The 21357-nt window shown below is 62.0% G+C and carries 13 protein-coding genes; 9 read left to right on the forward strand and 4 right to left on the reverse strand.

All coding sequences use genetic code 11. The features are described from left to right. Nucleotides 1-79 precede the first annotated feature (79 nt). The 7 genes from OHL18_RS06145 to OHL18_RS06175 all read left to right on the forward strand — a co-directional run bounded on the left by OHL18_RS06145 (nucleotide 80) and on the right by OHL18_RS06175 (nucleotide 13757). Entirely contained in the window at nucleotides 80-2611 is a 2532-nt protein-coding gene (locus OHL18_RS06145; RefSeq protein WP_263373940.1) for an ABC transporter permease, read from the forward strand. A gap of 87 nt (nucleotides 2612-2698) precedes the next feature. Beyond that, nucleotides 2699-5179, forward strand: a complete 2481-nt coding sequence (locus OHL18_RS06150) for an ADOP family duplicated permease (protein ID WP_263373941.1) — start codon at nucleotides 2699-2701, stop codon at nucleotides 5177-5179. Nucleotides 5180-5287: 108 nt separating this feature from the next. After that, the gene (locus OHL18_RS06155) at nucleotides 5288-7750 is read left to right on the forward strand and encodes an ABC transporter permease (RefSeq protein ID WP_263373942.1); all 2463 of its coding nucleotides are present in this window, start codon (nucleotides 5288-5290) and stop codon (nucleotides 7748-7750) included. Nucleotides 7751-7933: 183 nt separating this feature from the next. Then, the gene (locus OHL18_RS06160; protein ID WP_263373943.1) at nucleotides 7934-8623 is read left to right on the forward strand and encodes an ABC transporter ATP-binding protein; all 690 of its coding nucleotides are present in this window, start codon (nucleotides 7934-7936) and stop codon (nucleotides 8621-8623) included. A gap of 2 nt (nucleotides 8624-8625) precedes the next feature. Beyond that, a complete protein-coding gene (locus tag OHL18_RS06165) occupies nucleotides 8626-10632 on the forward strand; it encodes a TolC family protein (RefSeq protein ID WP_263373944.1) in 2007 nt (668 codons plus the stop codon). A gap of 162 nt (nucleotides 10633-10794) precedes the next feature. Further along, the gene (locus OHL18_RS06170) at nucleotides 10795-12168 is read left to right on the forward strand and encodes a sigma-54-dependent transcriptional regulator (RefSeq protein ID WP_263373945.1); all 1374 of its coding nucleotides are present in this window, start codon (nucleotides 10795-10797) and stop codon (nucleotides 12166-12168) included. 218 nt (nucleotides 12169-12386) lie between these two features. Next, nucleotides 12387-13757 carry a sensor histidine kinase gene (locus OHL18_RS06175; RefSeq protein WP_263373946.1) on the forward strand — a complete coding sequence of 457 codons (1371 nt, stop codon included), beginning with the start codon at nucleotides 12387-12389 and terminating at the stop codon, nucleotides 13755-13757. 189 nt (nucleotides 13758-13946) lie between these two features. Here OHL18_RS06175 and OHL18_RS06180 read toward each other — a convergent pair whose 3' ends face one another. The 3 genes from OHL18_RS06180 to OHL18_RS06190 all read right to left on the reverse strand — a co-directional run bounded on the left by OHL18_RS06180 (nucleotide 13947) and on the right by OHL18_RS06190 (nucleotide 17089). Further along, the gene (locus tag OHL18_RS06180; protein ID WP_263373947.1) at nucleotides 13947-14273 is read right to left on the reverse strand and encodes a hypothetical protein; all 327 of its coding nucleotides are present in this window, start codon (nucleotides 14271-14273) and stop codon (nucleotides 13947-13949) included. A gap of 108 nt (nucleotides 14274-14381) precedes the next feature. Next, nucleotides 14382-15815, reverse strand: a complete 1434-nt coding sequence (locus OHL18_RS06185) for a sodium:solute symporter family protein (RefSeq protein ID WP_263373948.1) — start codon at nucleotides 15813-15815, stop codon at nucleotides 14382-14384. A gap of 227 nt (nucleotides 15816-16042) precedes the next feature. Further along, complete coding sequence (locus tag OHL18_RS06190; RefSeq protein ID WP_263373949.1) at nucleotides 16043-17089, reverse strand: YihY/virulence factor BrkB family protein; 1047 nt, start codon at nucleotides 17087-17089, stop codon at nucleotides 16043-16045. 127 nt (nucleotides 17090-17216) lie between these two features. Here OHL18_RS06190 and OHL18_RS06195 point away from each other — a divergent pair, with 127 nt between their 5' ends. Both OHL18_RS06195 and OHL18_RS06200 read left to right on the forward strand, forming a co-directional pair. Beyond that, a complete protein-coding gene (locus tag OHL18_RS06195; protein WP_263373950.1) occupies nucleotides 17217-18212 on the forward strand; it encodes an MBL fold metallo-hydrolase in 996 nt (331 codons plus the stop codon). Further along, nucleotides 18205-19083, forward strand: a complete 879-nt coding sequence (locus OHL18_RS06200; protein ID WP_263373951.1) for an aldo/keto reductase — start codon at nucleotides 18205-18207, stop codon at nucleotides 19081-19083. Before OHL18_RS06195 ends, OHL18_RS06200 begins: the two co-directional genes overlap by 8 nt. A gap of 275 nt (nucleotides 19084-19358) precedes the next feature. Here the strand turns inward: OHL18_RS06200 and OHL18_RS06205 are convergent, their stop codons facing one another. Further along, nucleotides 19359-21320: a fibronectin type III domain-containing protein gene (locus OHL18_RS06205; RefSeq protein WP_263373952.1), complete on the reverse strand. Its 1962-nt coding sequence runs from the start codon at nucleotides 21318-21320 to the stop codon at nucleotides 19359-19361. Nucleotides 21321-21357: the final 37 nt, after the last annotated feature.

A 21357-nucleotide genomic window follows, 5' to 3' on the forward strand; every position in this document is an offset into this window, starting at 1 on the left:
TACGTCCCACCCATCGCCAAGAACGCGATGGATGGGGCACCCGAGCACCAGGTGAGTAGGGAGAGGATAAGAGATGATCATGCAGAATCTGCGACAGGATTTGACGTATGCGCTGCGGCAGTTGCGGCGCAGCCCGGGGTTTGCGGCGGTCGCGGTGATGACGCTGGCGCTGGGCATCGGGGCGAACACGGCGATCTTCTCGCTGCTGGATCAGGCCCTGCTGCGGGCGTTGCCGGTAGACCATCCGGAGCAGCTCGTAGTGCTCGAAGGGACGGGCAAGGCTTGGGAGGGTGGCACGAGCACCCATGGTGGGGATGCCGAAGCCTACTTCAGCTATCCGATGTATCGCGACCTGTTAAGCAAGGCAAGCCCCAAAGTGATGACGGGGATGATTGCGACCTCGCCTGCGGAGTTCGACATTACGTATCGCAATGCATCACAAATCCAGAGCGGCGAGGTGGTCTCGGGGAACTACTTCACGCTGCTGGGAGCGCGTGCCTACAAGGGCCGGCTGCTGACGGCCTCGGACGATACGGCTCCGGGAGCGAACCCGGTAGCTGTGCTGTCGTACAGCTTCTGGCAGGAGCACATGGGCGGCGATCCGTCTCTGCTGGGGCAGGCGGTCTCGCTGAATGGCCATCCGTTCCAGGTGATCGGGATCGCTGCGCCGGGATTTCATTCGGCGGTTTGGGGCGAGATGCCATCTCTGTTTGTGCCGATGTCCATGCTTGACCAGGCGAGCCCAGGGAAGGGTGTCCGGCTGACGAGTCATCGCGATAGGTGGATGAATATTCTCGGGCGGCTTGCTCCTGGAGTGACGGCGGAGAGCGCGCAGACTTCTTTGGCACCGCTTTGGCATGCGCTGCGCGCGGAGGAGCTGAAGGCGATGGGAAAGCGGTCGCCGCGATTTGTGCGGGAGTTTCTGGACAACAGCCGTCTGCTGCTGCTGCCCGGAGCGCAGGGGTTCAGCTATCAGCGTGGCGGCTTGAAGACGCCGCTGCTGGTGGTGATGGCGATGGCGCTGTTGGTGCTTGTGATCGCTTCGGTGAACGTAGGAAGCCTGTTGCTGGTGCGCTCTGCGGGCAGGGTCAGGGAGTTTTCTCTGCGGTCGGCGCTGGGCGCGGGCCAGGGACGCATCCTTGGGCAGCTGCTGTTGGAAGGGCTCCTGATTGGAGTGTTTGGCGGATGCGTGGGGCTGCTGTTGGCCCCGGTCGCGCTGCACGCGCTGGTGCATCAGCTTGCCGGGCCGGATAACGCGACGGCGTTCTCGGCGGAGCTGGATGCGCGGGTGCTGGCGTTCAACTTTGCTGCTGCGCTTCTGGTGAGCCTTATCTTTTCGCTTGCACCAGCGCTGCAGCTGCGCAGGCCGGATCTTGCAGTGACGTTGCGTGGATCGAACTCGAGCGCATCGGGAGGGATGCTGAGTCTGCGGCGCGTGATTGTGTGCGCCCAGATCGGGTTGAGCGTGCTGCTGCTGGTGGCTTCGGGGTTGTTTGTGCGAACGATGCAGAAGCTGCGGTCGGTGGATGTGGGCTTCAACGCGACGCACCTGGTGGGCTTCTCGATTGCGCCGCAGCTTGCCGGATACACGGTCGAGAGAACACCGGCTTTAGCCGAGGAGATTGAACGCACGATGGCGGCGTTGCCGGGCGTGGACTCCGTGGCGGCGACGACGACTCCGGAACTGAGCGGCTCAAGCCACGGCGGCAACATCTCGATTGAAGGCTATACCCCCGCGCCGGATGAGATCGTCGACGTCGAGAAGGTCTATGTGAACCCGGGCTTTCTGAGGGCGATGCAGGTTCCTTTGCTGGCTGGGCGCACGTTCACCGCACAGGACGATGCCACGCATCCGCAGGTGACGATCATCAACGAGGCGCTTGCCATTCGCTACTTCGGATCGGTCCGCAATGCGGTGGGCAAGCGGGTCATGGACGGCGGCTCAAACAAGCCGGTGTACGACACGGAGATCGTGGGTGTCGTTCCGAACTTCAAGCAGAGCAGCATCCGCGATGCCGTGGAGCCGACGGTGTTTCAGACTCTCGCGCAGGCTGGCGTGAAGCGGTTCCCGACTCAGATCTACTTCTATCTGCGAAGTGAGTTGCCCGCAGCCAGCGAGATAAGCTCGATTCGCCGGACGATGCAGCAGGTGGATCCGGTGCTGGCGATCGATGACGTGCGAACGCTCGACGAGCAGATCGACATCAACCTGGCCAATGACAGGCTGACGGAGTTGCTGGCGATCAGCTTTGGGCTGCTGGCTACGCTGCTGGCGGGAATCGGACTGTATGGCGTGCTGGCTTACGTGACGGAGCAGAGGACGCGGGAGATTGGCGTGCGCATCGCGCTGGGGTCGAGCAGGGCGGCGATCTCAGGCATGGTGTTGAGCGATGTGCTGAAGCTGGCGGGGATCAGTATCGCCGTTGCGATCCCTATGGCGCTGGGGCTGGCGCGGCTTTTGAAGAGCCAGTTGTTCGGCGTTTCGGCGAGCGATCCGATGACTTTCATATCTGTAACTATTTTGGTTGCAATGGTTGCGGTGGTGTCGGCGTTGCTGCCGGCGCGGCGTGCGGCGAATGTCGATCCGATCGAGGCTCTGCGGACGGAGTGAGGGTTTACGTCCCACCCATCGCGATGAGACTGCGATGGATGGGGCACCCGGAATGAATGGGCACGACAGAGTGAGAGAGGTATTTTTATGCGTTCCTTGTTGCAGGATTTCAGATACGCGCTTCGGCAGATGAAGCACGCCCCAGGGTTTTCGGTGAGCGTGGTGGTGGTGCTGGCGCTGGGTATTGGCGCGAATGCAGCGATGTTCACGGTGTTGGAGGGGACGCTGTTCCGGTCGCTTGCGTATAGAGACGCGAAGGATCTGGTACGGCTGAACAACACGAACGCCCAGGGCGTCGAGGGCTGGTCGAATGTCGCGGACATCTCGTTGTGGCAAGCGCGGGCGCATACGTTGAGCGCGATCGCTTATCACGATGAGAATGCCGCGTACCTCTTCGCCGGGAATGCCGAGCAGAAGGTGAGCGCGGTGACTTCAAGCGCGAATCTGCTTGGAGTGCTAGGCAATGCTCCTGCGATGGGACGCTTCTTTACCGAGGAAGAGCAGCAGTCCGGCCGAGAGCATGTTGTCGTGCTGAGCGACACGGTGTGGCGCAACCAGTTTCATGCGAGCGCGGGGATTGTGGGGCAGACGATCCGCATCGACGATACGCCGACGGTTGTGATCGGCGTGATGCCGCGCGGTTTTGCGTTTCCCGCCGATGGGCCGCCTGCACAGGTATGGATGCCGGCTGCGCTGAACGCTGCGGCGACGACTCGGGCCTTCGATGCGCCAATGTTTCAGGTGGTCGCTCGGCGACTTGCGGGCGTGAAGATGGAGGCAATTCAGAGCGAGTTGAATGCGATCCAGAAGGACGTTCTGCCGCTGTATTCGAGTGCGATCGCTTCGCTGCTGGCGCCAACGCATTTTCAGCCGGTCGAGTATCGCAAAAGTTTAAACGCGAAGGACCAGCGGACGGCGCTGCTTGCGTTGCTGGGCGCGGTCGGAGCGCTGTGGTTGATCGCTTGCGCCAATGTGGCCTGCCTGATGCTGGCACGGACGGCGGCGCGGCGGCGCGAGATGGCGGTGCGGTCGGCGCTGGGAGCGGGCCGCTGGAGACTGATGCGGCAGACGCTGTCGGAGTCGCTGGTGCTGAGCCTGGCGGGCGGCCTGGTGGGGCTAGGGCTCTCGCAGATGACGCTACGGTTCTTCCGGCATAGTCTGACGACGCAGCTTAGCCCATACCTTTCTCTGTGGCCGGATGCGCGGGTACTGGCTGCTTTGTTGGCGTTGAGCGTGGTGAGCGCGGCGCTGTTTGCGTTTGTGCCGGCGCGGATCGCATCGTGCGTCGCTGTGGACCAGGTACTGCGTCAGGACGGCGCGCAGACGGGCATGGGGCGTCAGCAGCACCGGTTGCAGCGGGTGCTGGTTGTGTCCGAGCTTGCGCTGACATTGGTGTTACTGGTCTGCTGCGGTCTGCTGCTGCGGACTGTGTTTGCGTTGAAGCAGGTCCCGCTGGGGTTTCGCACGGAGCATGTCTTTGCAATCGAGCCGCGTCTCCCGGATTACAAGTATGCAAAGCTGGACGCGAATACCACGGTCTACAAGCCTCTGCTGGAGAAGCTGAAGGCGATTCCCGGGGTTCAGTCGGCTGCGATCACGACGCTTGCGCCTCTAAACAAAGGCTTCACGATGCGGCTTACGCTGGACATGGGCAAGCGGGCCAAGGGGGGTGCGCCGTCCTCGCCCATCACGGCGAATATGCGTGCGGCGGGACCAGAGCTACAACAGGTCCTTGGGTTTCGAATGCTGCGGGGTCGTTACTTCAACGAACAAGACACGCCGGATGGACAGCTTGTGGCTGTCGTGAACAGCGCCTTTGCGCGGCTCTATGAGGCGAGAAACGCGAGCGTCAACGACTTCTCGATCAGTATGGGGACGAGTACGGGAGGGCCTTCACGAGCTTTCAAGATCGTTGGAGTGATCGACGAATTTCACCAGGTTGGAGTGGCGGAGGCCGCTGCCCCGGAGATCGATTTGAACGCCGCGCAGATGAAGCCTACAGATGGCTTCTACCAGTCGACGTTGAAGGCCCATGCCGAGTTGATGCTGCGCTCTTCACGCGACGCCAAGAGCATGGAGCCGGAGTTGCATCACGTGATGCAGGAGTTCAATCCCGACCTTGCCGACGCGGAGATTCGCACGATGGACCAGATCGTTGAAGATGCGATGGGGTCGCAGATTCTGGCGGCGCATCTGCTGGAGGCGCTCGGTGGGCTTGCGCTGATCGTCGCGCTGGCGGGGCTGTACAGCTTGCTAGCTTATTTGGTGACGCTGCGAACGCGGGAGCTTGGGTTGCGGCTGGCTCTGGGAGCGCAGAGGGAGGACATCCTTTCGCTGGTGTTGCGTGGGGCGGGAGTTCTTCTCGTTGCGGGGACGTTGGCGGGTGTAGGCATCAGTCTGCTGGCGGTTCGGATGCTGCATAGCTTTTTGTTTGGCGTTAAGGAGTATGACTTGGTGTCGTTGGTTGGGGCACCGGTGTTGTTGCTGGTGGTGGGGACGTTTGCGGCTTGGTTGCCGGCACGGAGGGCTTCGCGGTTGGAGCCGATGGAAGCTTTAAGGACGGAGTGAAAGTTTACGTCCCACCCATCGCGATGAGAATGCGATGGATGGGGCACCCGGAATGACTGGTAGTCGAACAAAGACATTTTTGGAGATACGGCACTCTTGGAGTTACAAATGTTCACACTGATTCAGGACGTTCGGTTCGCGTTTCGGCAGCTTCGCAAGAGCATGGGATTTACTCTGATGGCGGTGCTGACGCTGGCGCTGGGCATCGGCTCCGCGACCGCAGTATTTTCGCTGGTGGATGCGGTGCTGCTGAAGCCGCTGCCGTTCGCGCATCCCGACCGCATTATGGCGCTGGATACGCTCTCGCCGTCGCGCGGAGGCACCGCTCCGGCGACCATGCCGAACGAGACTTCCTTTCCGAACTTCGAGGACTGGCGGGCGAGGGCCAGAAGTTTTGAGAGCATGGCGTCGTGGCAAGGCAACTCCTTCACGCTCACCCTGGACAACTCCCCCGCGAAACGGATCGACGGCATGACTGTTTCGTCGGACTTCTTTCGCGTCCTTGGAGTCGGCCCCGCGCTCGGCCGTACCTTCACCCGCTCCGAGGAAGGCGCGGGCAATCGTTCCGTCCTTATCAGTCACGGTCTCTGGCAGTCCGCATTCGGCGCGAACCCGGCGGCAATCGGCCAGACCATTCATCTTAGCTATCAGAGCTACACCATCATCGGTGTGCTGCCCGCGTCCTTCCAGTTTCCGAACGCACCGGACGCGCAGGTGTGGACGACGCCCGCCATCGAGCACGAGGGCAGGAACCCCTCCGCGAAGCAGCGCGGCTGGAACCAGCTTCAGGTGATCGGGCGACTCGCTCCCGGCGTCTCGCGCACCCAGGCCAAGGCGGAGATGGACACGATCCAAGGCTCGCTCGCGGCCCGTTATCTCGACGACAAGACCGAGACGGCAGTCAGCGTCACACCGGCGCTCGAAGACCTGGTCGGCGCGGTGCGGAGACCGTTGAACATCCTGTTTGCGTGCGTCTGCTTCCTGCTGCTGATCGCCTGCGCGAACGTGGCCGGACTCCTGCTTACGCGCACCGCAGCGCGGCGTTCGGAGCTGGCTCTGCGCTCGGCGCTGGGCGCGACTCGGCCGCAGATCGTTCGCCAGCTTCTCATCGAATCGCTCACGATCTCGCTCCTCGGTGGTGCCGTTGGATTTTCGCTCGCGGCCTTCGTACTTCATATTGCGCCCAGCGTGCTTCCCGCCGATCTTCCGCGGCTGCACGAGCTTTCGCTCGATTCGCGTGTCTTCCTTTTCTCGCTTGCGGCATCGCTGGCGACCGGACTGCTGTTCGGTGTGCTTCCCGCGTGGCGGTCGTCGCGGCTCGACCCCGCGCTGGCGCTTAAGGACACGACCCGTTCGAGCACGGCCAGCCGCAGCCAGAACCGGTTGCACAGTGCGCTCGTAATCGGCGAGACGGCGCTTGGCCTGGTCCTGCTCATCGGTGCCGGCCTGTTGATTCGCAGCTTTGACAAGCTGCTTAACGTCAACCCAGGCTTCAACCAGACGCACCTGATCACCTTCCGTGTGGGTATGTCGCCCAAGCTGTTCCAGGACGAGAGGGCGCTGCAACTGATCCAGCAGTTGCAATCGCGGCTGGCCGCGTTGCCCGGTGTTCAGCAGGCAACCTACGCGTATCCTCTGCCGCTCACCGGCGGCGACATGAGTATCACCTTCACCATCGTGGGCAGGCCCAACCCTCCGGGAGAAGATCCCAGCGCACGCGCCAGCGTCGTGGCATCCAATTTCTTCAGGTCGCTGGAGATGCCGCTGCGCCGCGGCCGCTTCTTTACCGCTGCGGAGGACCGGCCCGGCAGCCCTCCCGTCGTCATCGTCAACCAGGCCTTTGCCGACCGCTTCTTTCCTGGCGAAGACGCGGTGGGCAAGCGCATCACGTCCGGCCTCGCTCCCGCCGTTCCGGGCGATCCGGACGGCCCCGGCCAGCCGCAGGAGATCGTCGGCATCGTCGGGAACGTAGTTCGCGCAAGCCTGGCCGAAGCGCCCATCCCGGAGTACTTTGTGCCGTTCGCGCAGGCTTCGATTGGGCAGCCGACCTTCGCGCTTCGTGTGGCGGGCGACCCTGGCAGTTATATCGACACAGTGCGTTCCCAGGTGGCACAGATGGACCCGACGCTTCCGGTCTACGCTGTCCGGACCAACCTGTTAGCTCGCAGCACGGCGCAGCAGAGGTTTCAGACGATCCTGATCTCGGCGTTCGCGGGGATTGCGCTGGTGCTCTCGGCGATTGGTTTGTATGCGGTGCTGAGCTACATGGTCGTGCAGCGGGCGATGGAGCTTGGGCTGCGGATCGCGCTGGGAGCGCAGCGGGGCAACGTGCTCTCTCTGATTCTGCGGCGCGGAATGCTGCTGGCGGTGGCGGGGCTGGTGGTGGGGCTGGGGGCTTCGTTTGCGCTGACGCGGTATATGGCTACGCTGCTGTTTGCGACGAAGGCGCTCGATGCGGTTACGTTTACGGGGATGACGGTGTTGTTGTTTGGTGTTTCGGTGGTTGCTTGCGTCGTGCCGGCTTATCGGGCTTCGCGATTGGATCCGATGGAGACGCTGCGGTCGCAGTGAGGAGTTCGAAGACGTACCTCAGCGGCTAAAGCCGCTTGGCTACGGAGACGGTTATGGCACGGCTGAAGCCCTGCCATTAAGCAAACCTGCCATTAAGCAAAACAGTGAGGCTCGCAAGATGTCGTTAGCTAACGAGACCCTGATGGTTATCGAGACAGAGTTAGTGGGAGTAAAGGGAACGAAATGATTGAACTGAAGAATCTTGAGCGGATTTACAAGACGGGGAACACGGAGAACTTCATCCTTCGGCGGATCAACCTGACGATTCGCGAAGGTGAGTTTGTGACTGTGATGGGGCCAAGCGGGGCGGGGAAGTCTTCGCTGCTGAATATCCTGGCGATGCTCGATGACTCGTGGAAGGGCGAGTTCTTTTTCAAGGACCTTGCGGTGCACGCGATGAACCGCAAGCAGAGGGCGGATCTCGCGCGGAAGCAGATTGGGATGGTGTTTCAGAGCTATCACCTGCTGGATGACCTGACGGTGGCGGAGAACATCGACCTGCCGCTCTCGTACAAGGACATCTCGCGTTCGGACCGGCAGTCTCTTGTGGCGGACACTCTGGACAAGTTTCAGATCGTGGGCAAGAAGGACCTGTTTCCTTCTCAGCTTTCTGGCGGGCAGCAGCAACTTGTGGGCATAGCGCGAGCGGTGATTCATAAGCCTGCGTTGTTGCTGGCCGATGAGCCGACGGGGAATCTGCACTCGGCGCAGGCGGCGGAGATTATGGAGCTCTTTCGCGGACTCAATGACGAGGGCACGACGATCGTGCAGGTGACGCACTCGGACTTGAATGCGACTTATGGGACAAGAACGATCGAGCTTCGGGATGGCTGGTTGACGATGGACACAGGGAATGCGGAAGTGAAGGGCTAGGGATGGTTGAGACGATGAGAGAGTTTGGGATGAGCGGCGGTGTGATGAATGTGGCGCAAAGGGTGCCAATGCGGCGATTCTTCGCTGCGCTCAGAATGACGGCGGCTTTGGGAGTTGTGGCTACGCTTGCGGTTGTGCCGGTGATGGGTTATGCGCAGGCCAATGCTCCGGTCGGCACTCAGGCCAATTTTCCGGTGAATGCGCCGCGCCCGACGCTGCGGCTGGATGTGCCGCATTCTTACAATCCGATCGATGCGTATCGGCCGGCGACCGTGCCGCTGCCAGACCTTGCGAACTCCGCGCGGATCGATGCGCTGGTGCATGACGGCGTGCTGGAGCTTTCGCTAACGGATGCAATTGCCTTGGCACTCGAGAACAATCTTGACCTTGCGATTGCCCGATACAACATTCCGATTGCGCAGGCCGACGTGCTGCGGACCAAGGCTGGCGGCGTGTTTCGCGGTGTCAATACGGGCGTAGTGCAGAACACGCCGGGCGGCGGCGTTGGAGGCTTTGGGTCGGGTGGTTCGGGCGCGGGTGCGGGTGGAACGTCGGGTGGCGCGGGTGGTGCGGGTGCGGGAGCTTCGGGACTTGTGCAGTCGACGCTCGGCACGGGGTCGGCAGTGTCTTCGTACGACCCGGCGATCACGGGAAACATTAACTACAGCGACGTCGCCCAGCCGCTCTCGAATACGACGGTGTATGGCGTGCAGGCCCTGAAGTCGATCACGTATACGGGGAACTTTGGATACTACGAGGCGTTTCCAACCGGGACGTTGTTCCAGGCGCAGTTCTACAACCAGCGGAATACGAACAACAGCCCGTTTACCTATCTGAAGCCGGAGCTGGATGCGTCGTATACGCTGACGTTCCAGCAGCAGTTGCTGGCGGGGTTTGGGCTGGGGCCAAATCTACGTTACCTGCGGATTGCGCGGAACAATCAGAAGATCTCGGATGCTGCCTTCTCGTTGCAGGTGATCACGACGGTCACGCAGATCGCGAATATGTACTGGGATCTGGTAGCGGCGTATGAGGATGAGCAGGTGAAGTCTCGGTCGCTGGAGTTTGCGAACCAGACTTTGACGAGTGGGCGAAAGCAATTGGAGCTGCAGGCGATTCCTGCGATGGATGTGATGAAGGATGAGGCCGAGGTTGCCAATCGCGAACAGGACGTGAGCATCGCGAAGAGCACGCTGAAGTTTCAGGAGCTGCTGATCAAGAACGCGCTTACGAAGAACCTCGACGACCCGATTCTGGAGGCGATGCCGGTGAAGCCGGTGAACGTTTCGACCGACGATGGGACGACCGCACCGGCGGGCGCTGCTACGGAGGACATCGTGGCGCAGGCACTGGCGCATCGCGTGGAGGTGGCGATCTCGGGGATCGACCTGCAGAACCGAGACATCAGCAGAAAGGCCGCGAACAATAATCTGCTGCCATCGCTGGCCCTGGTGGGGCAGTATGGCGGTGCGGGGCTGGCGGGCCTCGGGAATCCGAGCGCAGGGGTGAGTTCGAACGCTCCGCTTGGATTTGGCGGAGCGTTGAACAATGCGTTCAATAATTCGTCACCGGACTATTACGTTGGCTTCCAGATGAACATTCCGATTCGCAATCGGATTGCGAAGTCGGACCAGTATCGTTCGGAGCTGGAGTCGCGTCAGGCGGACCTGCGGCAGCAGCAGTTGAAAAAGCAGATCCGCATCGAAGTGCGCAACGCGCAGTATGCGCTGGACCAGAGCGTGGCTCGGGTGGTTGCGGCGGGCAAGGCGCGGGAGCTGGCGCAGAAGACGTTTGAGATTACGTCGAAAGAGCAGCAGCTTGGGGCGGGATCGGCGTTTCAGACGTTGACGAGCCGGAAGGACCTGGCCACGGCGGAGTCGGCGCTGCTGGCGGCAAGGACGGCATATCAGAAGGCGAAGATCGAGCTGCAGCGGTCGGTGGGGACAACGCTTGAGGAGAATTCGATTTCGGTAGAATCGGCGAGGAATGGAAGTTCGCAAGGACGCTAAAGACCCGCTGCGCGCGGGGCGGTCACTTCGTGACGCGTGTTGGGCTTCGCTCGGGCCGGCCGTTGGTCGGGACGGAAATATTTATGCCGACCAACGGGAGTGCCACGCGAGGCGTTAGAAAGGCGCGTGAGCGCCCCGGCAGGACATGTTTAGAAAGGTCTTATGACCGGAGTTTCAAGTAATAAGTGCCGTCTGTTGGTGGCGGACGATCAGCCGCAGATTCTTGAAGCGCTTGAGCTCTTGCTCGAGCCTGAAGGGTTCGAACTGCTGACGGCGCATAGTCCGGCGGCGGTGCTGGAGCTTTTGTCGCACGAACAGGTCGATGGGGTTTTGATCGACCTGAACTACACGCGGGATACGACCTCCGGTCGCGAGGGGCTCGACCTGATTGCGGCGATTCAGGAGCGCGATTCGCAACTGCCGATCATCGTGATGACGGCGTGGGCGAACATCGACCTGGCGGTGGAGGCGATGCGGCGTGGCGCGCGGGACTTCATCCAGAAGCCCTGGGACAACGCGCGCGTGCTGACCGTGGTGCGGACTCAGCTTGAGCTGTATGCGGCGCAAAAGCGGGCGCAGTGGCTGGAGGCGGAGAACCGTATCTTGAGGGCTGAGGGTGCGCCGGAGTTTATTGCTACGGCGGCGGCGATGCGGCCTGTGGTGGAGCTGCTGGCGCGGATTGGGCCTTCGGGTGCGAACGTGCTGGTGACCGGTGAGCATGGGACGGGTAAGGAAGTGGTGGCGCAGACGCTGCATCGGCTGTCGCCACGAGCGCACCGGCAGCTTGTCGCCGTGAACACTGGCGCCCTACCGGAGGGGACGTTCGAGAGCGAAATATTCGGGCATGTAAAGGGCGCGTTTACCGATGCGCGGACCGACCGCATTGGGCGGTTCGAGCTGGCGAATGGATCGACGCTGTTTCTCGATGAGATTGCCAATATCCCGCTGCGGCAGCAGGCGAAGCTGCTGCGGGTGCTGGAGACGGGCGAGTTGGAGCGGGTGGGGTCTTCGACGACGCGCAAGGTGGATGTGCGGATGATCTCGGCGACGAATGCCGATCTGCGGGCGGAGTCGGAAGCGGGGACGTTTCGCAGCGATCTCTATTTTCGATTGAACACAGTGGAGATTCATGTGCCTCCGCTGCGCGAGCGGCGTGAGGACATTCCAGCATTGGCGGCGCACTTTCTATCGCGGTATGCGGCGCGGTATCGTCGCTCGGTGGAGGGGTTTGAGCCGACGGCGTTGCAGATGGTGATGAGCTATGGCTGGCCGGGCAATGTGCGCGAGCTGGACCACACGATGGAGCGCGCGGTGCTGATGGCGCGGGGCAGCCGGATTGAGCTGGCGGACCTCGGGCTGCAGACTGCCAAGGTGGCGTCGTCGCAGGGACTGGATGAGATGTCGCTGGAGCAGGTGGAGGCGGTGCTGATCCGCAAGGCGCTGGCGCGGAGCCAGGGCAATGTAAGTCATGCGGCAGATGCTCTGGGGCTGAGCCGGGGAGCGTTGTATCGGCGGATTGAGAAGTATGGGATTTGAGATCGCCGCGCCTGAGCTTTGTTGGAAGAAAGGTCCGAGCGGTTGTGGTTGTACGAACGGTATCGGGGTCCTTCGACTTCGGCAATCGCGAGCAAGCTGCGAGTGCCTTCGCTCAGGATGACGGGATTTACACTCTTGAACGAACTTCAATCTGAAGAAGCGAAGCAGCGGGCGGCAATATCTCTGACATAGTTCCCAACTCGCAGCAGCGGCGGCGAATGCCTCTTGGCAAGACCGGCAGGCGGCTGAGCTTCGAGCGGCGGCTCTCCTTGTGGATGGTGGCGCTGGCCCTGCCGGCGGTGGTGCTGGGGGGCTGGCTAATGGTGGTTGAACACGCTTCGATCACCGCGATGGTTGCGGCGGTTATGGTCTTTGCGCTGGCGTGGCTGCTGGCTGCGAGCTCGTTGATGGAGCTGATCACGCGGCCTATGCAGACGCTGGCAAACGTAGTGGCGGCGCTGCGTGAGGACGACTTCTCGTTTCGTGCGCGTGGAGCTCGCAGGGGAGACGCGCTGGGCGATCTTGCGCTCGAGATCAATGCGCTGGCGGGGACGCTGCAGGCGCAGCGGTCGTCTGCTCTGGAGGCGCTGACATTGGTGGAGCGGGTGATGAGTTCCATGCAGTCGCCGGTGCTGGCGTTCGACTCGCTGGGCCGATTGCGGCTGCACAATGCCGCGGCGGATAGGGCGTTTGGTCTGGTACGACCGGCATCCGATGGAAAGAGCGCGGAGGAACTGGGACTGCGGGTGCTGCTGGATGTGGCGGACGAAGGGCAGTACTCTAACTCAGCCAAGGCGAACGATGCGACGCGATACGTGGTGCGGAGGGCGACGTTCCGGCTGCGGGGAGCGCCGCATCTGCTGCTGGTGCTGTCGGATGTGGGAGCCGCGCTGCGGGAAGAGGAGCGGCAGGCGTGGCGGCGGCTGATCCGGGTGCTGGGGCACGAGATCAATAACTCGCTGACGCCGATCAAGTCGATTGCCGGAAGTCTGCGGGGGCGGCTGCCGGAGACTGCGGGCGTTGAGAGCGGGCCGAACCTGAATCGCGATCTGCAGCGCGGGCTGGCGGTGATTGAGGATCGCGCGGCGTCTCTGAACCGGTTTCTGCAGGCGTATCAGCAGCTATCGAGCCTGCCGGCGCCGAGGCTGGAGGCGGTGCCGCTGCGACTGCTGCTGGAGCGGGTGGTTCTGCTGGAGCTGAGAGTTGCGGTGCGGATGATTGCGGGGCCGGAGGTGGTCGTGCACGTCGATCCGGACCAGATGCAGCAGGCGCTGATCAACCTGCAGCAGAATGCGGTGGATGCGGCTTTAGAGGCGGCGGGGGAGGCTTCTGAGACTGATGCGGAGGTCTCTGTCGCATGGGAGGTTGAGGCAGGGCAGGTCGCGATCCGGATTACGGACAATGGGCTGGGGCTGCTGAATCCGGTGAATCTGTTTGTGCCGTTTTATACAACCAAGCCTAAGGGGACGGGGATTGGGCTGGCGCTGGCGCAGCAGATTCTTATCGTGCACAAGGGAAGTGTGGGCTTGACGAACCGGGAGGATGGAAGAGGCTGTGTCGCCGAAGTCCGGCTGTCTTTGGCGGGGTAGAGGTGCGGCCTGCACGAAGTGTGCAAGCCGCAGCATGCTTCAGAAGGCGTACCTCAGCGGCTAAAGCCGCCGGGCAAGTGAGAAGTTTACGGCACGGCTGAAGCCGTGCCCTTAAGCAAGACGGAGTCTCTGTTGCGGAACAAAGTAGGGTCTCGGCTGCCGCGCTAAGCGAGGGTCATCGGGGCGAGGCTATTCTTCGTCGTCATCCTCATCTTCGTCTTCATCCTCGTCGTCGTACTCGGGTTCGTCTTCGTCTTCGTCCTCATCCTCATCATCTTCGTCGTCTTCATCGAAGTCATCTTCTTCGTCGAGGTCTTCTTCGTCCTCATCCTCATCCTCATCATCTTCGTCGTCTTCATCTTCCTCATCATCGTCATCATCCACGGATGCGGCGAAGAGGCTGTCGAGAGAGGCCTCGAAGAGGAAGGACGTAGCCGTGGCTTCGAGGTCGAGCGACGCCGGATTGAGGAAGAGAGCTTCCGCGCCGAGGGTGAGTTTTTCTGTAACTTGTGTCATCTATCGTCTCCTGATCTTGCTTCGGGGTGGATGCGCCTTCCTGCCAGGCGGTTGTTGGTTACGGAATTCGCTGTCAGAAGTGTGATTGTAAATATCTTCTATGAACTTTCAACCCTCTGCGAAGGGAGCGAGTTGGCTTGCCGAGGGCGGCGGAGTTATGAGACTGACGAGGACCAGCGAGAAAAGTGAGGTGAGCAGTGCCGGAAAGATGGCGTCGCGCTCGGTGAGAATGGTGGGGAGATGGGCGTGGATGAAGGCAGAGTCCCAGGTGATGGTGACCAGCGTTCCCAGGGCGATGGAGATCACCGCTGCTGTGGCGGTCGTCCGCTTCCAGAAGAAGGCGGCGAGGATGACCGGCGTGAGCGCGGCGGAGTAGATGGTGTAGGCGTAGAGCGCCTTCTTCAGGACGGACTCGGTGTGCAGCGACTGGTAGAGCGCCCATAGCCCGAGCAGGACGACCATGAGGCGGCTGACGATGAGGATGCGCTTGTTGGAGGCGTCGCGGGCGATATAGCGAACGAAGACGTCGTTGACGAGGTTGGTGGCGGGGGAGAAGAGGTAGTTGTTGGCGGTGGAGATGATCTTGGCAAAGATGGCGCCGACGAGGACGACTCCCATCCACAAAGGAAGGCCGTGCATGCCGGTGTAGGCGAGGATCTCGCGGGGGTGGGAGTGGACTTCGCCGGTGGGAAAGAGAGCGGAGCCTACGACAGCGATGGCGACGATGACCGTCTCAAGGATGACAGCGCCGATGAACCAGCCGACGACAGCCTGGCTGGCGGCCTTCTCGGACTTGGCGGAGAAGAACTTCTGGTACATGGACTGGTTACCGAGCATGAGCAGGCAGGTGGGGAGGAAGATCTCCATCGCTTGCGCGAAAGAGAGGTCGCCGAGCACCTGGAAGTGGCTGGCGGGAAGCGCGTTGTGGATGCCGCTCAGACCTCCGGCGAGATGGATGAGGACGGGTAGTGAAGCGAGCATGGAGACCGTCGCGAGCAGGCCGATGACGACGTCCATATAGGCGACCGAGGACATGCCGGCGATGGCGGTGAAGACGATGACGAAGCCGGCGATGATGTACTTGCTGAGGTTGGCGGTGATGAGGTCGGGGAAGATGAGGTGGAGGATGTCTCCGCCGCCGATGAACTGGTAGCTGGTGATGGCGGTGTAGGTGAAGAGGATGGCGATAACGCCGAGGACGCGGGCGGTCTGGTTGTAGCGGGCTTCGAGCAGGTCGGGGATGGTGAACTGGGCGAACTTGCGGGCGCGGGGAGCGATGAAGTAGATGAGGATGAGGCCGGCCCATCCTCCGGCTGACTGCCAGAGGGCCGCGAAGCCGTGCTTGTAGGCGTTCTCCGCCCCTCCCAGTAGTGATCCAGAACCAATCCACGACGAGAGCAGCGTGAAGATGAGGACGAAGGCGGGCAAGCTGCGGCCGGCGACGAGGTAGTCTGCCTTGGTCTTGGTCTTGTTGACGCGGCTGAGCGAGACGGCGAGAAGGGTGATGCTGATGACGGCCAGGACGGCTGCGTAAGGATTCATGTTGGTTGGGGGTTAGTGTACGTGAGCGGCAGGGTTTAGGGGGTAGGTTTAGGGTGTAGGGGCGATGAGTGATGGCTATGCAAGCTGGACCTGTGGCGGAAAGATTCGAGCGGTATGGGGTGATGTGGGCGGTATCGGGGTCCTTCGACTGCGGCACTTGCGATGAAGCTGCAAGTGCCTCCGCTCAGGATGACGGATTTTGAAGTGAGATTGAGAAGAGGGCGGATCTAGGCAGCGGTGGGATTGGTATGGGTTGCGCCGCCGCAGAGGCGGCGTTCGGTGACGGCGGCTTCGATCTCGCTGTTGACCTCGGCACCGAGCAGGAGAACTACGCCGGTGATGTAAAACCACGTGAGCAGGATGATGACTGCCCCTAGCGAGCCGTAGGTGACCGAGTAGTTGTTGAAGAAGTGGAGATACAGGCGCAGGCTGAAGGATGCGAGCAGCCAGGCGACGATGCCGATGGCGGCTCCGGGAGAGAGCCAGCGCCAGCGGCTCTTCTTGACGTCCGGGGCGAAGAAGTAGATCACGGCAAAGATCAGCGCGAGCAGAGCGGTGGCCACGATCCATCCGATGAGACGGCTGAGGATCGCGGTCGCGATGGCCAGCGGGCGGTGGTAGATCAACTTATGGGCGAAGGCGGCGAGCATGTCTCCACCGAGCATCGCCGCGAGCAGGCCTGTGACGAGGACTGACAGCATGGTCGTGACGCCGATGGCGGAGAGGCGGGCCTTCCAGTAAGGGCGGGTCTCGGGGACTTTGTAGACGAGGTTCAGGCTGTCCTGGATGGCGGAGAAGCCGACCGAGGCAGACCAGATCGCGGCGACCAGACCGAAGGTGACCTTTCCGCTTGTGGATGCGGCGGTCGTCTGGTTGAAGGTTTCGAGGACGATTCCCATGGCAGAGGGTGGGATCACGACCGATAAGTAAGACAGGAGAGTGAAGTAGATGTGCGACGCGGAGCGCGCGGCGAGGCCAAGCATGGAGCTGGCGCTGACCAGGGTTGGGAAGAGCGCGAAGAGGAAGTAGAATCCGAGTTCGGCGGCGCGGCCCAGGAGATTGTCGGCCAGAAAAGACTTGGCGGTGCGTTTGATGACGGTGCTGAGTGGCGTGCCTTGAAGGTCCCAGAGCGAGCCGAGCGGCGAGGCCGAGACGATGGTCCAGACGGTTCGCTGGCGGGCAGCGTGCAATTTAGCCGGGTCGGCGGACTGTGTTTGCAGAGTCGGCGTGAGCAGGGGCACCGCTGGGGGATCTGGGGGGTCGATGTGGGGCATAGATGGGGTACCTTCCGCCCAGATATAGATGCGCCGTTCATCGAAACAGAAGGCCGATGGGTTAACGTTAGGCATTGGGTGATCGAAGTAGATGCTTCGGCATCCAATGTCCATGGAGAACTGGCCGGTGAAGAGAGCCGCTGTACGCCGCAGGCGACCGTTCAAGATTCAGAAGCTGGAGCAGCTTGTTCGGCTGGTGCGTGAGAGCCACGAGCAGCCGATCTCGGGCGAGCCTCGCCTGCCGGAGATCGCCGAGCCGGGAGAGACTGCAATTACGTTTCTTGGGCACTCGTCCTTTCTGCTGCAGGCGGGCGGGAAGAACATCCTGGTGGACCCAGTGTTTTCAACACGGCTAATTGTGCTGCGGCGGCAGCGTGCGCCGGGAGTGCTGGTGCGCGACCTGCCGCCGATCGATCTGGTGCTGCTCACGCACGCCCACATGGACCATCTGGATAAGGCTTCATTGCGACGGGTGATCCGGGCGACGAGGCGTCTGCGGGGGACTACGCCGGAGGTGGTGGTGCCGAATGGCGTAGAGGATCTCGTGCAATGGATGGGCTTCGAGAAGCTCCATGTAATGAGCTGGTGGAACGAGATCGAGACGCTGGGCCTGAAGATTGTGATGACTCCGTGCAAGCACTGGGGCGCGAGGATGTTCCGCGACATGCATCGGGAGTACGGCGGGTATTTTATTGCGCCGATGGATGGCGCGCAGACGATCTACCACTCTGGCGATACGGCTTACTTTGAGGGATTCAGCCAGGTAGGCGAGCGGTTGCGGCCGAATGTGGCGTTGCTGCCGATTGGAGCGTACTTCCCGGACACGTACAGGACGGTGCATACGTCGCCCGAAGAGGCTGTGCGCGGGTTTGTGGAATGCGGTGCGAAGTGGATGATTCCGATGCACTTCGGGACGTTCAAGCTGGGACGCGAGCCCATGGGTGAGCCGGTCGAGCGGCTGAACGCCGACGCTTCGCGGCTCGGGATTACGGACAAGGTTCGCGTGCTGGCCGAGGGCGAGACGATGCTGCTGTCACGAGACGGTGCGGTGCTGCCTTCGCGTTCGGCTGCTGCAGAGAGGGAATCCTCCTCGCCGGTGGCTGCATCGTATGGGCATGGCTAACTCGGTTCTGAACAACGTCAATGCAGCGGCCAGCGGAACGTTTTCGCTGGGCGGAGACCTCCCGGTACATCGCCTGGGATATGGCGCGATGCGCATCACTGGCGAGGGTGTGTGGGGCGAGCCCAAAGACGCAGAGGGTGCGAAGAAAGTTCTGAAGCGCGCTGTGGAACTGGGCGTGAACTTCATCGACACGGCGGACGCCTATGGACCGGACGTGAGCGAACGGTTGATTGGTGAGTCGCTTGCTCCTTACGCGAACGGCGTGGTGATCGCGACCAAGGGCGGGCTGACGCGGCAGGGTCCGAACAAGTGGCTGCCGGTGGGCCGTCCGGAGTATCTGCAACAGCAGGTGGAGATGAGCCTCCGCCGGCTGAAGGTCGAGCGGATCGATCTGTGGCAGCTGCACAGGATCGACGCGAAGGTTCCGGTGGAGGAGTCGCTCGGAGTCATCAAGAGGCTGCAGAAGGCAGGAAAGATCCGCCATGTGGGCCTATCCGAGGTGAAGCCCCACGAGATCGAGCAGGCGCGGAAGGTGATCGATATCGTCAGCGTGCAGAACCAGTACAACATCGGCGATCGCAAACACGACGACACGTTGGAGTACTGCGAGAAGAACAACATTGCGTTCATTCCGTGGTATCCGGTGGCGGCGGGCAAGCTGGCCCAGCCTGGCGGCAAGCTGGACACGGCGGCGAAGCAGCATGGAGCGACGGTGTCGCAGCTCTCGCTGGCGTGGCTGCTGCAGAAGTCGCCGGTGATTCTGCCGATTCCGGGCACGACTTCGATTGAGCACCTGGAGGAAAATATTGGGGCGGCGCAGGTGGAGTTGAGCGCGGCGGAGTGGAAAGAGATTGAGGATTCGGTGAAGTAAGGGTTTGGTACGGTAAGAACGGCCCGGGGTCCTCTTTGAAACTTCGGGCCTTTCTGTTTTTGATGGCTGAAAGATTCGAGCGGTCGGGGTGGGGGGAATGGCGATGCAGGTCCTTCGACTTCGGCGCGTGCGATGAAACCGCACGCGCCTTCGCTCAGGATGACGAGTGTTGCGGTTGAGTGGAGGAGAGCGGTTCGTGCTTCGCACGAATGTCCCACCCATCGCGATGAGACTGCGATGGATGGGGCACCCGGATGTGGGGCTGGTAATGGACCTCAGTGCATTCGGCCTTTGGCGCTGGGCCTTTCGATCTTGATGGCGATGGGGTTTGAGGGTGGGCCTTCGCCGTTCGAGTTGCTAGCGGTGACCGTGTAGTAGCTCATCCCGATGGGTGCCTGGATGCCGGCATAGGTGGGGGTGGTCAGACCGATGGCGATGGTGTGGAACGGACCGCTGGGCTTGTCAGAACTGGCGATGGAGTAGGTTATTGCAACTGGGTTTGCGGGCCAGGTGAGAGTTATGCTGCCGCCTTTGATTACTGAAGCGATGTTCGTGGGGGAGGCAGGAACTTTGTCGCCGGGGAGCAGACCGTAGATGCAGAGGCCGCCGGTGCCGATGTTCTCTTTGCCGAAGCTCGCTAAGAAGACCTTGCCGTTGGCGATAGTGGGTGGGGCCATCTTGGAGTAGCCGTCGCAGTCGTCGCGGTCGCGGTTCTGCCAGGAGTTCCAGAGTTCGTGGTTGATGTCGTCGGCGTCGTAGGCGTGGAGGATGCCGGGGCGGGTCTCGTGCCAGGAGTCGCCGCTGGCGTGGATGGCGGCCCAGAGGATTCCATCGTGACCGCCATTCGCCGAGAGCGAGAGCATCGCGCCGGGGTGGCCTTCGTTCGATTCGGGGCGGGTGATGATGGGCGTCTCGCCTACCTTGCCGTCGGTGATCTTGTAGACGCGCTCTTTGTCCCGTTGGCCCCAGATGTAAAGAAGATCGCCGTTCTTAGCGCTCTCCCAGAAGACGACGCTGTGCAGGTGCGAACCGGTGGCCTGGAAGTGCTGGATGGCGTGCTGGTCGCCGAGGTGTCCCAGGTGGCGGGCGTCGAGGGTGTAGAGGACGCCTTCTTTGCCGCCGCCTACGACGAGGTTGGTGCCGGGGATGAGGGTCGCGCCGGAGGAGTCGAGGTCGTTGTCCTTGGCGTCGAGCTCGCGATGGTTGGTAGGGGTGAACCAGTCGAGGAGTTTGAGCGAGGGCGAGAGCTTCATGAAGCTCTCGCTGAAGTCCGTCACGCCGTTCCACGTCCCGTTGCCGGTGACGATGTAGATGTTGCCGGCGGCGTCGACAGCCGGGGCCTGGCCGGACTGCCAGATGCTGGCCTGCCCGCCCTTGGGCGAGGTGTTGAGGACGGCGGTCTGGCGTAGGGTGCGGGCGTCGTAGCCGAGGAGGAAGCCGTGGTAGGGCTCCTTGTCGCAGTGCGAGGCGTAGCCGACGTAGACGGTGTGGTTGGTGAGCAGAAGCGCTGGGCGCTGGTTCTGGAGTAGGGGATCAAAGGCTGGTGCGGCGATGGCGACGGGGCTGTTGGGGAGGTCCGCGCCGCTGGCTAGGTCGAGGGCGTGCAGGCGCTGGGTGAACTTGCTGCCGACTCTTGTGAGGGCTACGACGTAGAGGGCGTTGTGGGGTTTGTCGATGACCGGGGTGCCGATGATGCCCATGCTGCCGTTGATATCGAGGCAGCCGAAGTCGGCGTCGTAGAGGTTGGCGGGAGCGCCGAAGTTGACGTGCCAGATGGGCTTCGCGGCGGAGTCGGTGCTGTTGGCGTCGAAGGCATAGACGCTGTTGTTGACGGTGGTGATGAAGACGAGGTCGTGGGTACCGGTGCCGAAGCTGGCGTCTTTGAGCTTGACGTCCGTGACGACCAGAGGCTGGGAGTAGACCTGGTCGTCCACGGGGAACTTGGCGAGCAGGCCGAAGTTCGTTGCGTTGACTGTGGCCGGGGTGAGCACGGTCTCCTGCGTGTTCGCGCCGGTGCGGGCGAGGTCGTTGTGGCTGGTGGTGACATCGACCTTTTGCTGGGCGGATGCGGCGGCAGACAGCGCTATCAGGGCAAAGACGAGGGCAAAGGCGAGATGAGGGGCTCTCTCCACTGCGCGGCAGACGATCGTGCCGTCCGACGCTTCGGTCGAGATGACATTCTTTGATGACGAAGTGGGACGAGAGTTCGGCGCGGCGGAACGGCGCTGGATTGGCATGGAGGGAGTCTACTAGAGGTCGGACCTCTTTGGCTTT

This window comes from Granulicella aggregans, from assembly GCF_025685565.1.
Lineage (GTDB): Bacteria > Acidobacteriota > Terriglobia > Terriglobales > Acidobacteriaceae > Edaphobacter > Edaphobacter aggregans_B.